We start from the raw sequence: 13036 nt of genomic DNA, 5'->3' as shown, positions 1-13036 counted from the left end.
GCACCCATGGCCGCCGCGGAGGCCCGCACCACAGCCTGCTGCAGCATGCGGACCGCCCGCGGCGTGTCTGTGTGAATGCTGGGAATCCTGTGACTAGAGTGACAAACGGGATTCCTGCGGTATCGTCTGACGCGTGCGATCTGAACGAGGTGCCCTTGCAGGCGGCCGGGTCGGCGCCGCGCGTGCGGCGCTCGTCCTCGCCCTCTGCCTGGCCTCTGTCGTCCCGGCCGCGGCCCCGAGTGCGACGGCCGATGACAACACGCCGCCCTCGGGCTACCCGACGTGGGCGGACGTCCAGGCTGCCAAGGCCAACGTGGACTCTGCGAAGGCCGAGAGCGACCGGATCGCGTCTCTGCTGACCACCGTCGAGTCCAGCGCCGCCGATGCCTCGGCCAAGGCCGTGTCGGCGGGGGCCGCCTACGCCAAGGCCGCCCAGGCCGTCAAGGACCAGCAACAGGTGGTCGCCGCCCTCGAGCAGGAGTCGGCCAAGCGGGCTGCGGAGCGGGACGCCGCCCAGCGGAACGCGGGCCAGTTCGCAGCCGACTCGTACATGGGCGGCTCGCCCAGCGACCCCATCGAGACCCTCTCCGTGCTCGGGCAGCAGGACGGCATCGGCCGGCTCCAGACGCTGCAGGTGCTCGGCGACCAGGCAGCGCAGGCCGTCACCGACTACCGGGTGGCGGCCAACGCGGCGACGGCCGCCGAGGAGAAGTCGCGGGCGGCCAAGGACGCCCTCGCCGACCTCGCGGCGACCGCTGCCCAGCAGCTCAGCGCCGCCCAGGACGCCCAGAAGCAGGCCCAGGACGCCGTCTCCCAGACCCAGCAGCACGAGAACACGCTGCTCGCGCAGCTCGCGGACTTGAAGGGGACCTCGGCGAACGTGGAACGCGGCTACCGGGAGGGCCAGGCCGCGCAGGCCGCGTACGAGGCCGCCCAGGAGGCCAAGCGCCGCGCCGCCGAGCAGGCTGCCCTCGAGGCCCAGCGCCGAGCCGCTGCGGAGGCCGCCGCGCAGGCCGCCGCCCAGCGAGCCCAGCAGCAGGCCCAGCAGGCACCCCAGCAGCAGGCCATCCAGCAGCAGAACGCCGCCGCGGCGGCCCAGCAGGCTGCCTCCGTCCCCGCGCCGGTGGTCATTCCGCCCCCGCCCCCGCCTGTCGTCAGCCCCGGGGTCGGCGTCACGGACGACCCCGCGGGCGCCCAGGCCTACGCGTCCGGCCAGCTCGGCGGGTATGGCTGGGGCGGCGGCGAGTACGGCTGCCTCGTCAACCTCTGGAACAAGGAGTCCAGCTGGATGACGGACGCGACCAATCCCTCGAGCGGCGCCTACGGGATCGCCCAGGCCCTTCCGCCGTCCAAGTACTCCACCGCGGGCAGCGACTGGCTCACGAGCTACCAGACCCAGATCACGTGGGGCCTCGGCTACATCAGGGACCGCTACGGCTCACCCTGCGGCGCCTGGGCCCACGAAGTCGCCAACAACTGGTACTGACGCCTCCGCCCTGCACCCGGCACGGGCCGGGCGCCATGCGGAGGCGCCGGCCCGCTGCCGGTACCCTTGATGGGTGAGTTCCACGCTGCCCGCCCCGACCGCCGAGCCCGCCGGCACGGCCACACCGCGCTCCTATGAGGTGCGCACCTTCGGCTGCCAGATGAATGTCCACGATTCCGAGCGGATGTCCGGCCTCCTCGAGGCGGCCGGCTACGTGCGGGCCACCGAGGGCGCCGAGCCTGACGTGGTCGTGTTCAACACCTGCGCGGTCCGAGAGAACGCGGACAACCGGCTCTACGGGCACCTCGGGCAGCTGCGCCCGGTCAAGGAGCGGCACCCGGGCATGCAGATCGCCGTCGGCGGCTGCCTCGCCCAGAAGGACCGCGACACGATCCTCGCGAAGGCGCCGTGGGTCGACGCCGTCTTCGGCACCCACAACGTCGGCGCGCTCCCCGCGCTGCTCGAGCGGGCGCGCCACAACGACGCGGCCCAGCTCGAGATCCTCGAGTCGCTCGAGGTGTTCCCCTCGACCCTGCCGACCAAGCGGGACTCCGCGTACAGCGGCTGGGTCTCCATCTCGGTCGGCTGCAACAACACCTGCACGTTCTGCATCGTGCCCAGCCTGCGCGGCAAGGAGCGCGACCGCCGCCCCGGCGAGATCCTCGCGGAGGTCCAGGCCCTCGTGGACGACGGCGCCATCGAGGTCACGCTCCTGGGCCAGAACGTCAACTCCTACGGCGTCGAATTCGGCGACCGGCTCGCCTTCGGCAAGCTCCTGCGCGCCTGCGGCGACATCGAAGGCCTTGAGCGGGTGAGGTTCACGAGCCCGCACCCGGCCGCCTTCACGGACGACGTCATCGAGGCCATGGCCGAGACGCCCAACGTCATGCCCCAGCTGCACATGCCGCTCCAGTCGGGCTCCGACCGGATCCTGCGTGAGATGCGCCGTTCCTACCGCAGCGCGAAGTTCCTCGGCATCCTGGACAAGGTCCGCGAGCGGATCCCGCACGCGGCCATCACCACCGACATCATCGTCGGCTTCCCGGGGGAGACCGAGGAGGACTTCCAGGCGACCCTCGACGTCGTCGAGCGCTCCCGCTTCTCGAGCGCCTTCACGTTCCAGTACTCCCAGCGCCCCGGCACCCCGGCGGCGACCCTGGCGGACCAGCTGCCCAAGGCCGTGGTCCAGGAGCGCTACGAGCGCCTCACCGCCCTCCAGGACCGGATCGCCGCGGAGGAGAACGCCGCGCAGGTGGGCCGCACCCTCGAGGTCATGGCCACAGCGCAGGCCGGCCGCAAGGCGGGGGAGACCCACCGCCTCTCCGGGCGGGCGAGGGACAACCGCCTCGTGCACTTCTCCGTGCCCGAGGGCGCCCAGGCGCCCCGGCCGGGCGACCTCGTCACTGTCACGGTGACCGAGGCGGCCGCATTCCACCTGATCGCGGACCCCGCCGGCCCCGCCGACTACTCGCTGCGCCGCTCGCGCGCTGGCGACGCGTGGGACCGGGCGCAGGCCGACTCCTGCGGGGGGCCGGCGCCGGGAGCCGGTGCCCCGGGCCGCGGCGTCAGCCTCGGGATGCCCGCGCTGCCCGTCCGCGGCGCATGACCCCAGCGGGACAGGCCGCGCCGAGCGAGCCGGGAGGTCGAGCGGACGACGCCGGCCGCCCACCTGCCCTCGTGTCCCCGCCCGCCGTTGTGCCTTCACCCGAGGCGCCGGCCGGCGGTGCGCCCGTGACGGCCCCGCCGGTCATTGCGGTCGTCGGGCCGACCGGCTCGGGCAAGTCGGACCTCGCCGTGGGCCTCGCGCTCGCCCTGGACGGCGAGGTGGTCAACGCCGACGCGCTGCAGTTCTACCGCGGCATGGACATCGGCACGGCCAAGGCCACCCTGCGGGAGCGCCGCGGTGTCCCGCACCACCTCCTCGACGTGCTCGAGGTGACCGAGGAGGCCTCGGTCTCGCGCTTCCAGGGCTGGGCGCGGAACGCGATCGCCGACATCCACGCCCGCGGCCGACGCGCGATCCTCGCCGGCGGATCCGGCCTCTACGTCCGCGCCGCGCTTGACGTCCTCGAGTTCCCCGGCACCGACCCAGCGGTCCGCGCGCGCCTCGAGACCGAGGCGCAGGAACGCGGACTGGAGCCGCTGCGCGAAAGGCTGCGCCGCGTCGACGCCGTCTCGGCGGGGCGGCTGGGCGACGCGCGGCGGGTCATCCGCGCCCTCGAGGTGCATGAGCTCACGGGGCGGCCGTTCAGCTCGTTCATGCCCGAGCGCCAGTACGCCGCCCCGGCCGTCCAGATCGGCCTCGACCTCGACCGGGCGGAGCTGCACCGGCGGCTCGCTGCCCGCGTCCACCGCATGGTCGACGCCGGCCTGCCGGCCGAGGTCGCCCGGCTCGCCGCCGCGGGGCTCCGGGAGGGCCGTACCGCCTCGCGCGCGCTGGGCTACGGCCAGTTCCTCGCGGTCCTCGACGGGACCGCGACCGACGAGCAGGCCGCGGAGGAGACCATCGTGGCGACGCGGCAGTTCGCACGCCGGCAGCTGACCTGGTTCCGCGCGGACCCCCGGGTGCACTGGCTCGACGCGCAGGCCCCGGACCTCCTGGACCAGGCGCTCGCCGTCGTCCGCGAGGCGGATGCCGCCCGCCCGGCGTCCGCCTCCTCCCGGCCCGGGGCCCCCGGCGCGGCCCGGTAGGCTTGGGCGCATGACCGTTCCGGCGACCTCGGCCCCCCACGTCCTCGCATCCCTTAAGGGTCTGCCCTTCGTCAAGGGGCACGGCACCGGCAACGACTTCGTGCTCGTCGCCGACCCCGACGGCGCGCTGCAGCTCGGCGAGGCCGAGGCCGCGGCCCTGTGCGACCGGCACCAGGGCCTCGGTGCCGACGGCCTGATCCGCGCCATCCGCTCGCGCCGCCTCCCCGAGGGCGAGGCGGTGCTCGCCCAGGAGCCGGCGGCCGAATGGTTCATGGACTACCGCAACGCGGACGGGTCCCTCTCGGAGATGTGCGGCAACGGGGTGCGCGTCTTCGTCGCGTTCCTGCTCGACGCCGGCCTCGTCGAACTCGCCCCCGGCGAGATCCTCCCGATCGGGACGCGGGCCGGAGTGAAGCGCGTGGAGCGGCGGGAGGACGGCTTCGCGGTCGACATGGGCCCGTGGACGTTCATCCACGCCGAGCAGGCCGCCGCGGAGGCCAGCGATGCCACCGTGACGGCCGTGGGCCTCGACGTGGCCCGTCCCGGCCTGAGCGTGAGCATGGGCAATCCCCACACCGTGGTGGCCCTCGCCGAACCGGGCGAGCTGGCCGGGCTCGGCCTCCACACGGCCCCGCTCGTCGATCCCATGCCGCCGCACGGGACCAATGTCGAGTTCGTCGTGCCCTCGGACCCGCTCGTGGCGTCCGGCGTAGGGAGCATCACCATGCGCGTGCACGAGCGCGGAGTCGGCGAGACCCAGTCCTGCGGGACCGGCGCCTGCGCGGCCGCGGTCGCGATCCGGCATTGGGCCGGCGCCGGGGCCCCCGACCGCTGGGCGGTGGCCGTCCCGGGCGGCACGGTCGGGGTCGCGTTCGTGCCCGGCACCGACGGCAGAGAGCACGTCGAGCTCTCCGGACCGGCCGTCATCGTGGCGCGGGGGACGCTCGCCTGAGGCCTCGCCCGGCCACGGGCTGGGCGTCGGGCAGGGGCTCAGCCTGAGCCAGTCCCGTCCGGGGGAGGGTAGGTGATGCGCCCGTCCGCGTCGACCCTGGCAAACGGGGTGAGCTGAGCCCGCTCGTGGGACGTGGGCGAGATCAGGTGCACCACCTCGACGCCGGCCACGAGCAGCGCGTCGGTGATGAGCCTGCGGTGGCAGCGCCACGGGACCGCCTCGCTGCACATGATCGCCGGGAGGCCCTCCTCGGCCAGCCCGAGGAGTTCCGCGAGGCCCTCGTGGAACTCGCTGCCGGCCATGTAGTCGGCGTAGTCGCGGAAGCCCTTGACCCGCCACCCGCCGTTCGGGGTGGGGGTGCCGGCCGGAGTGTGCCGGCGGCCGCCCAGGGCCGGCAGCCACCGGTAGCCGAGCCCCGCGGGGAGGCTCTCGCGGACCGCCTCCTGGTTCCACTGCGGATGCTTCCTCGAGGCCGGGAACGAGCGCACGTCCACCAGCTCCGTCACCCTGTGCGGGCGCAGCATGGCCACGAGCTCGGAGAGCTGGCGGCTCGAGTGGCCGATCGTGAAGACCTCTGTCATGGTGCCCCTAGCGGCGGCGGGTGAGGCGCAGCACGCGGAAGCCCTTCGACGTCGCCGGCCGCTCGACGTCGAACGCGTCACCGAGCTCCTCCGCGAGCCAGCGGGCGAGCGAGTCCGCCCCGAGGTTCTTCTGCACCACGAGCCACGCCTCGCCGCCCACCTCGAGCCGGGGAAGCCACGTGCCCAGCAGCTCGTGCAGGGCGGCCTTGCCGATGCGGATGGGCGGGTTGGACCAGATGGTGGCGAAGCGGATGCCCGGGTCGACCTCGCCCGGGAGCTCGGCCGCCACATTCGCGAGCCCGAGCAGGCCGGCGTTCTCGGCGGTGAGGGACAGGCTGCGGGTGTTGACGTCCACCGCGTGGACGCGCGCCGCGGGGGAGCGCAGGGCCATGGTGAGGGCGATCGGGCCCCAGCCGCAGCCGATGTCGAGCAGGTGGCCTTCGCGGGCCGGGTCGGGTGCCTCGGTCAGGAGCACCGCGGTGCCCTTGTCGATCCCGTCCGGACTGAAGATGCCCGCCGAGGTCTGCAGCGTCACCTCGCGACCGTCCAGGACGACGGCGAGCGGCCGGCGCACGTCCGGGGTGTCCGGGTCGGCGTTGAAGTAGTGAGCCTGGTCCATGGGAATCGAGCCTAGTGCGAATCCCTCGGGTGCGTGAGCCGCGCCCAGGGCGGCCCAGCACGGCCGCTCCACGGCATCCGGTATACTTGATCCATGCGCCTGTTCAAGTGACCCGATGACGCCTCCTGCTGCCCCCGAAGGGCTGCGCAGCGGGGGATTCCGGGTAATCCCCGAGCCGATGGACCTTCCGGCCGGACCCACGAACAGAGACATCCAAGGAGCACCGTGCTACCCGAGCACCCTCAGGGCGCTTCTCCACAGCCCGCCACGCCTCGCAGTGGCGCCTCCGCGCGCCCGCACTATTCTGGAACTGCATCCTCGAAGGAGACCATGACCGACGAACAGCACACCACGGGTTCCTCCCGTGCAGCAGGGGGCAGCGACGCGCCCCAGGACCTCAGCCCCGCCGACATCCAGGCGGTGATCGACAGGATCCTCGCGAAGGAGGAGGCCGCGACGGCCAAGGGCGCCGAGCAGCGCCCCGAGCGATCGCGGGGCGCCCTCGGCGACGGCCGGGCGCTGGCGATCTCGGACGTCGAGACCGAGCACGGCGACTACGACGGCGACCAGCAGGACCTCGCCGAGCGGCGCGCCCTGCGGCGCGTGGCCGGCCTGTCGACCGAACTCGAGGACATCACCGAGGTCGAGTACCGCCAGCTGCGACTCGAGCGCGTCGTGCTCGCCGGGCTCTGGTCCGAGGGCACCCTCGAGGACGCCGAGAACTCCCTCCGCGAGCTGGCCGCGCTCGCCGAGACGGCGGGCTCCGAGGTGCTCGACGGCGTGGTCCAGCGCCGCCAGAAGCCCGATGCGGGGACGTTCCTCGGCTCGGGCAAGGCGCTCGAGCTGCGCGACATCGTCGCAGCGACGGGCGCCGACACGGTGGTCGTGGACTCGGAACTCTCCCCGTCCCAGCGCCGCGGGCTGGAGGACATCGTCAAGGTCAAGGTCATCGACCGGACCGCGCTCATCCTCGACATCTTCGCGCAGCACGCGAAGAGCCGCGAGGGCAAGGCCCAAGTCGAGCTGGCCCAGCTCGAATACCTGCTCCCGCGCCTGCGCGGCTGGGGTGAATCGATGTCCCGGCAGGCCGGCGGCCGCGTCGGCGCCGCGGGCGGCGGCATCGGCTCCCGCGGACCGGGCGAGACCAAGATCGAGCTCGACCGGCGGCGCATCCGCACACGCATGGCCAAGCTGCGCCGAGAGATCGCGGGCATGAAGCCCGCCCGCGAGACCAAGAGGGCCAACCGCAAGCGCAACGAGGTCCCGTCGGTGGCGATCGCCGGCTACACGAACGCCGGCAAGTCCTCGCTGCTCAACCGCCTCACCGACGCGGGCGTGCTCGTGCAGAACGCCCTGTTCGCGACCCTCGACCCCACCGTGCGCCGGGCCGAGACGCCGGACGGCCTGCCGTACACGCTTGCCGACACGGTCGGGTTCGTCCGCTCGCTGCCCACGCAGCTCGTGGAGGCCTTCCGCTCGACTCTCGAGGAGGTCGCGGACGCCGACCTGATCCTCCATGTCGTGGACGCGTCGCACCCTGATCCCGAGGGGCAGATTGCCGCGGTGCGTGCGGTCCTGGCGGACGTCGATGCCCGGAAGGTCCCCGAGATCATCGTCCTGAACAAGGCCGATGCCGCGGACCCGTTCGTCCTCGAGCGGCTCCGCCAGCGCGAGCCGCGCCACGTCGTCGTCTCGGCCCGGACCGGGCAGGGCATCGCCGAGCTCAAGGAGGCCATCAGCGACGCGATCCCGCGCCCCGACGTGGCCCTGACGATCCTGGTGCCCTACAGCCGCGGAGACATCCTCAACCGGCTGCACACCTCGAGCTCGGAGATCCGCTCGCTCGAGCACGTCGAGGCGGGCACGCGGGTGGAGGTCGTGGTGCGGAAGGAGTTCGCGGCCGAGCTCGAGCCGTTCGTCGTCCATGACTGATCCCGTCCACACCGCAGCCCACGACGGCGGGGGCGCGCCCGCCGTCGTGAGTCCGCCGTCCGCCGCCTCGGAAGGGGAACGCGAGGCCCTCGGCCTGCTGGACGCCGCGGTCGCCGCGATGGGCGGCCAGCAGCGCGACGGCCAGCACGAGATGGCCCGCCAGGTCGCCCGGGCGATCGCCGACGGCCAGCACCTCCTCGTCCAGGCCGGCACCGGCACCGGCAAGTCGCTCGCGTACCTCGTGCCGCTGATCGCCCATGCCCAGGCCAGCGAGCGGCCGGCCGTCGTGGCGACCGCGACGCTCGCCCTCCAGGCCCAGATCGTGGGCCGCGACCTGCCACGGCTCCTCGAGGCGGTCACGCCCCAGCTGGACCGGCCGGTCGACGTCGCCCTCGTCAAGGGCCGCTCGAACTACCTCTGTCGGCACAAGCTCGAGGGCGGGTTCCCGACCGACGAGCCGGCCGAGGGCCAGCTCTTCTCCCTCGGCGAGGACGCGGTCGCCCACCCCGGTGCCGGGCCGGCGACCCAGCTCGGCCGCGAGGTGCAGCGGCTGCGCGAGTGGGCGGGGGAGACCGGCACGGGAGACCGCGACGACCTCGTCCCGGGCGTTACCGACCGCGCGTGGCGGCAGGTGTCCGTCACCGCGCTCGAGTGCCTCGGCGCCCAGAAGTGCCCCTTCGCCGCCGAGTGCTTCAGCGAGCTCGCCCGCCAGCGCGGGTCCGAGGCCGACCTCGTGGTGACCAACCATGCGATGCTCGCCATCAACGCCTTCGAGGGCCTCAACGTCCTGCCCGAGTACGACGTGGTGGTCGTGGACGAGGCCCATGAGCTCGCCGACCGCGTCACCGGCGCCGTGAGCGCCCAGCTGTCGGGGCAGATGATCCAGGCCGCGGCCTCGAGCGCGCGCCGGCACTGCGCGATCTCGGTCGAGGCGCTCCAGGGCGCTGCGGCCGCGCTCGAGCTCTCCCTGACCTCGGCGCCCACCGGCCTCCTCCCGCGAGGCCTGAACGAGGAGCAGTCCCAGAACGTCGCCCTCGTCCGGGACGCCTGCCGGGTGGCCCTCTCCGAGTCGAAGCCCGGCGACTCCCAGTCCGCTGACGGAGCCCGCCAGGTTGCCCGTTCGCGGCTCATGGCGGTGCTCGAGGTCTGCGAGCGGCTCCTGGATGCCGAGGCCAACCGCGAGGTCGTCTGGGTCACCCGCATGGGCGCCCCGGACCCGGTCACGGGCTACTCCGCGCCCGACGACGAGGCGCCGGCGATGCTCCACATCGCCCCGCTGAGCATCGGGGGCAGACTCCGCGACGGGCTGTTCGACGGGCACACCGTGGTGCTCACGAGCGCGACGCTCGCCATCGGCTCCGCCTTCGAGCCCACGGCGGGCGCCCTCGGCCTCCTCGGCCCGGGGGCGCCCTCCTGGACCGGCGTGGACGTGGGCTCGCCGTTCAACTACCCGAAGCAGGGCATGCTGTACGTCGCCCGGCACCTCCCCAAGCCCGGCCGCGGCGTCTCACCCGAGGCGCTGGACGAGCTCGAGGCGCTCCTCGCGGCCTCGCACGGCGGGGCACTGTGCCTCTTCTCCTCGCGGCGCGCGGCCGAGGAGGCCGCCGACGAGCTGCGCACTCGGCTCGAGACCACGATCCTGTGCCAGGGCGAGTCGTCCATGAGCGCGCTCGTGAAACAGTTCGCGGCCGAGCCGGACACCTGCCTGTTCGGGACCATGTCCCTGTGGCAGGGGGTCGACGTCCCCGGCCAGTCGTGCCGGCTCGTCGTGATCGACCGGATCCCGTTCCCCCGTCCTGACGACCCGCTCATGTCTGCCCGCTCGCGGGCGGTCGCGCAGGCGGGGGGGAACGGCTTCATGAGCGTCTCCGCGACGCACGCCGCGGTCCGCCTCGCCCAGGGCGCCGGTCGGCTCATCCGCACGACGGCGGACCGCGGCGTTGTCGCCGTGCTCGACTCGCGTCTCGCCACGGAGCGCTACGGCGCCTTCCTGCGCGGGGCGCTGCCGCCGCTGTGGGGGACCACCGACCGGCGGGTCGTGCTGGAGGCGCTCGGAAGGCTCGCGCAGGCGGGCTGACGCCGGGCTCAGACGGAGCGCAGCACCGAGACGACCTTGCCCATGACGGTCGCCTCGTCGCCCAGGATGGGCTCGTAGCGGGTGTTCTGCGGCAGGAGCCATGTGTGCCCGTCCCGCTGCCGGAACGTCTTGACCGTGGCCTCGTCATCGAGAAGGGCGGCGACGATGTCGCCGTTCTCGGCGCTGTTCTGCCGCCGGACCACGACCCAGTCGCCGTCGCAGATCGCCGCGTCGATCATCGAGTCGCCCTTGACGCGGAGCATGAACAGCTCCCCGTAGCCCACGAGCTGGCGGGGGAGCGGCATGACGTCCTCGACCGCCTGGTCCGCCAGGATCGGGCCGCCGGCGGCGATGCGGCCGACGAGCGGGACCATGGCCGTGTCGGCTGCGGACGCCATCGTCTCCAGCGTGGCCCCGCCGGCGCCGAGCAGCGCCGCGGCGCCCTCGCCGCTGACGCTGAGCTCGCCCTCGTCGAGCGTGAGCGGCATCAGCACCTCCATGGCGCGCGGCCGCTTGGGGTCGCGCCGCAGGTACCCGAGCTTCTCGAGCTGGGACAGCTGGTGGGTGACGCTCGAGAGGCTCGCGAGCCCGACCGTGTCGCCGATCTCGCGCATCGAGGGCGGATACCCCTTGAGCTGTACGGAGCGCTGGATCGTCTCGAGGATCCTCTTCTGGCGCGCGGTCAGCCCCTTCGCCGCCTTCGTCCGTGATGCCATGCCGTCCCTGTCCCTTCGCCCGCCCGCGGGATTCCGCGGCCTGTGCCGGCTCGGGACCAGAACTGTCGGACCCCCTCCGCACCATGGATCCATGGCCTTCGGAGGGAGCAGCCGGACCGATGTTCGGGCCCGTGCCCCGTGCTTCTCCCACCGTAGGACAGTTCAGGGCACCTTTCAAACACATGTTCGAGCGAGTCTGGACATGCTTCGCCGACAGGTGCTAAGAAGGATCACAACAGTTCGAAGATGCATTCGAAAAAGCTGCACATCCGGACTCTGGCCCTGCGTCGGAGCTTCGAAGAACATGGTTCGGAGGCCACGCGCTGGCGGGGCCCGGATCGTGCAGGGGAAGGCAGACCATGGCACACGCGATCCACCTCGGCACGCTCCCGGCGCCCCGCGCAGCGCGGGCCCCTCGTCCGGCACTGCGCCTGACGCGGCGGGGGCGCCTCGTCCTCGTCGTCATCCCGCTCTTCCTCGCGACCCTGGCGGTGCTCGTCGCGTGGGCGGCGCTCACGGCGCCCGCCCAGGCCTCCGCCCAGCCCCTCACCGGCCCCGGTGGTGCCGTGACGGTGACGGTGCAGCCGGGGGAGTCCCTGTGGACTATTGCGGCGCGGCGCGTGCCGAACCAGGACCCCCGCGTCACCATCAGCCAGATCCAGGACCTCAACGGGCTGACGGGCGTCCGGGTGCTCCCCGGCGAGCAGATCCTGGTTCCGGTCCTGCGGTAGCCGCGCCCGCTCCGACGGGAGCGTCACGGACGCCCCGTCGGGCCGCCCCCGAATGGGGCCGGCCTAGGGCGCTGGCGTAGGCTGGAGCGGTGGACGACCAGCTTCAACGACTCAACCGGCTCCCCCTCCGCGACGATCTCCGCGGACAGCATCCGTACGGCGCGCCGCAGATCGACGTCCCCATCCAGCTCAACGTCAACGAGAACACCCACGGGGTTCCGCAGGATGTCCAGGAGGCCATCGTCGAGGCCGTCCGGGGGGTCGTAGGGGGCCTGAACCGGTACCCCGACCGTGAGTTCACCCGGCTGCGCGAGTCGCTCGCCGAGTACCTCGGCCACGGCCTCGCCCCGGAGCAGCTCTGGGCCGCCAACGGCTCGAACGAGGTGCTGCAGCAGATCCTCCAGGCCTTCGGCGGCCCGGGACGTTCGGCGCTCGGCTTCCCTCCCACCTACTCGATGTACCCGCTGCTCGCCGCCGGCACGGGCACCGCGTATCTGAAGGGCACCCGCGAGGACGACTTCGAGCTCACGGCGGCCTCGGCAGCCCGCCAGGTGCGCGACCTCGCGCCCAACGTGGTCTTCCTGTGCTCGCCGAACAATCCGACCGGGACGGCGCTCGGGCTCGACGTCGTCGAGGCCGTGTACGAGGCCGGCGAGGCGAGCCAGGCGATCGTGATCGTCGACGAGGCATACGCCGAGTTCGCGCAGCTCGGCACGGACAGCGCGCTCGCGCTCCTGCCGGGCTGCCCCCGCCTGATCGTCACCCGCACCATGAGCAAGGCCTTCGCCCTCGCCGGAGCCCGGCTCGGCTACCTCGCCGCGGCGCCCGAGGTCATCGACGCCCTGCGCCTCGTCCGGCTGCCGTACCACCTCTCGGCCGTCACCCAGGCCACGGCGCTCGCTGCGCTCGAGCACCGCGCCTCCCTCATGGCAGAGGTCGAGGAGATCAAGCACCAGCGGGACCGCATCGTGAAGGAGCTCGAGCGGATGGGTCTCACCCCAGCGTCCTCGGACTCGAACTTCGTCTTCTTCACCGGGCTCGACGACCCGCAGAAGATCTGGCACGGGCTGCTCGAGGCCGGCGTGATCGTGCGCGACGTCGGGATCCCCGGCAGCCTCCGGGTCACCGCGGGCACCGAGCGGGAGACGACTGCGTTCCTCACCCGCCTCGAGGAGCTCCTCGCCGCGGACGGGCGCCTGCCCGCCGCCTAGAATAGAGAAGCACCCCCGCAGACGCCTGATCGAAGGACAC

General features: G+C 73.2%; 11 protein-coding genes. 8 read left to right on the top strand and 3 right to left on the bottom strand.

The features are described 5' to 3' along the window. Nucleotides 1-133 precede the first annotated feature (133 nt). The 4 genes from J2W20_RS07785 to dapF all read left to right on the top strand — a co-directional run bounded on the left by J2W20_RS07785 (nucleotide 134) and on the right by dapF (nucleotide 5129). Nucleotides 134-1486 carry a lytic transglycosylase domain-containing protein gene (locus tag J2W20_RS07785; protein WP_307005910.1) on the top strand — a complete coding sequence of 451 codons (1353 nt, stop codon included), beginning with the start codon at nucleotides 134-136 and terminating at the stop codon, nucleotides 1484-1486. A gap of 73 nt (nucleotides 1487-1559) precedes the next feature. Continuing rightward, nucleotides 1560-3092, top strand: coding sequence for a tRNA (N6-isopentenyl adenosine(37)-C2)-methylthiotransferase MiaB (gene miaB / locus J2W20_RS07780; RefSeq protein ID WP_307005909.1), 1533 nt, complete (start codon nucleotides 1560-1562; stop codon nucleotides 3090-3092). 125 nt (nucleotides 3093-3217) lie between these two features. Then, nucleotides 3218-4177, top strand: coding sequence for a tRNA (adenosine(37)-N6)-dimethylallyltransferase MiaA (gene miaA / locus J2W20_RS07775; protein ID WP_307005908.1), 960 nt, complete (start codon nucleotides 3218-3220; stop codon nucleotides 4175-4177). 10 nt (nucleotides 4178-4187) lie between these two features. Beyond that, complete coding sequence (gene dapF / locus J2W20_RS07770) at nucleotides 4188-5129, top strand: diaminopimelate epimerase (RefSeq protein WP_307005907.1); 942 nt, start codon at nucleotides 4188-4190, stop codon at nucleotides 5127-5129. A gap of 38 nt (nucleotides 5130-5167) precedes the next feature. On the opposite strand, the gene J2W20_RS07765 is transcribed toward dapF, so the two are convergent. Beyond that, nucleotides 5168-5710, bottom strand: a complete 543-nt coding sequence (locus J2W20_RS07765) for a DUF488 domain-containing protein (protein WP_307005906.1) — start codon at nucleotides 5708-5710, stop codon at nucleotides 5168-5170. A 7-nt stretch (nucleotides 5711-5717) separates the two neighbouring features. Then, on the bottom strand, nucleotides 5718-6329 hold the full coding sequence (locus J2W20_RS07760; RefSeq protein ID WP_307005905.1) for a class I SAM-dependent methyltransferase: 612 nt from the start codon (nucleotides 6327-6329) through the stop codon (nucleotides 5718-5720). A gap of 330 nt (nucleotides 6330-6659) precedes the next feature. Between J2W20_RS07760 and hflX the strand changes: the two genes are divergently transcribed. Both hflX and J2W20_RS07750 read left to right on the top strand, forming a co-directional pair. Further along, nucleotides 6660-8261, top strand: a complete 1602-nt coding sequence (gene hflX / locus J2W20_RS07755) for a GTPase HflX (protein WP_307005904.1) — start codon at nucleotides 6660-6662, stop codon at nucleotides 8259-8261. Continuing rightward, nucleotides 8254-10338, top strand: coding sequence for an ATP-dependent DNA helicase (locus J2W20_RS07750; protein ID WP_307005903.1), 2085 nt, complete (start codon nucleotides 8254-8256; stop codon nucleotides 10336-10338). Before hflX ends, J2W20_RS07750 begins: the two co-directional genes overlap by 8 nt. Nucleotides 10339-10346: 8 nt before the next feature. On the opposite strand, the gene lexA is transcribed toward J2W20_RS07750, so the two are convergent. Beyond that, on the bottom strand, nucleotides 10347-11054 hold the full coding sequence (gene lexA, locus J2W20_RS07745; RefSeq protein ID WP_307005902.1) for a transcriptional repressor LexA: 708 nt from the start codon (nucleotides 11052-11054) through the stop codon (nucleotides 10347-10349). 359 nt (nucleotides 11055-11413) lie between these two features. Here lexA and J2W20_RS07740 point away from each other — a divergent pair, with 359 nt between their 5' ends. Next, complete coding sequence (locus J2W20_RS07740) at nucleotides 11414-11785, top strand: LysM peptidoglycan-binding domain-containing protein (protein WP_307005901.1); 372 nt, start codon at nucleotides 11414-11416, stop codon at nucleotides 11783-11785. An 89-nt stretch (nucleotides 11786-11874) separates the two neighbouring features. Beyond that, nucleotides 11875-12996: a histidinol-phosphate transaminase gene (locus J2W20_RS07735; RefSeq protein WP_307005900.1), complete on the top strand. Its 1122-nt coding sequence runs from the start codon at nucleotides 11875-11877 to the stop codon at nucleotides 12994-12996. Nucleotides 12997-13036 lie beyond the last annotated feature (40 nt).

The organism is Sinomonas atrocyanea (assembly GCF_030812675.1).
Lineage (GTDB): Bacteria > Actinomycetota > Actinomycetes > Actinomycetales > Micrococcaceae > Sinomonas > Sinomonas atrocyanea_B.
The sequence above is the reverse complement of the archived record's forward strand: the minus strand, read 5'-3'. Positions and strand labels throughout refer to the sequence as shown.

Coding starts and splice junctions, on each gene's coding strand:
- J2W20_RS07765 (WP_307005906.1), bottom strand. CDS start 5,710: ATGACAGAGGTCTTCACGATCGGCCACTCGAGCCGCCAGCTCTCCGAG.
- J2W20_RS07750 (WP_307005903.1), top strand. CDS start 8,254: ATGACTGATCCCGTCCACACCGCAGCCCACGACGGCGGGGGCGCGCCC.
- J2W20_RS07760 (WP_307005905.1), bottom strand. CDS start 6,329: ATGGACCAGGCTCACTACTTCAACGCCGACCCGGACACCCCGGACGTG.
- J2W20_RS07740 (WP_307005901.1), top strand. CDS start 11,414: ATGGCACACGCGATCCACCTCGGCACGCTCCCGGCGCCCCGCGCAGCG.
- hflX (WP_307005904.1), top strand. CDS start 6,660: ATGACCGACGAACAGCACACCACGGGTTCCTCCCGTGCAGCAGGGGGC.
- dapF (WP_307005907.1), top strand. CDS start 4,188: ATGACCGTTCCGGCGACCTCGGCCCCCCACGTCCTCGCATCCCTTAAG.
- lexA (WP_307005902.1), bottom strand. CDS start 11,054: ATGGCATCACGGACGAAGGCGGCGAAGGGGCTGACCGCGCGCCAGAAG.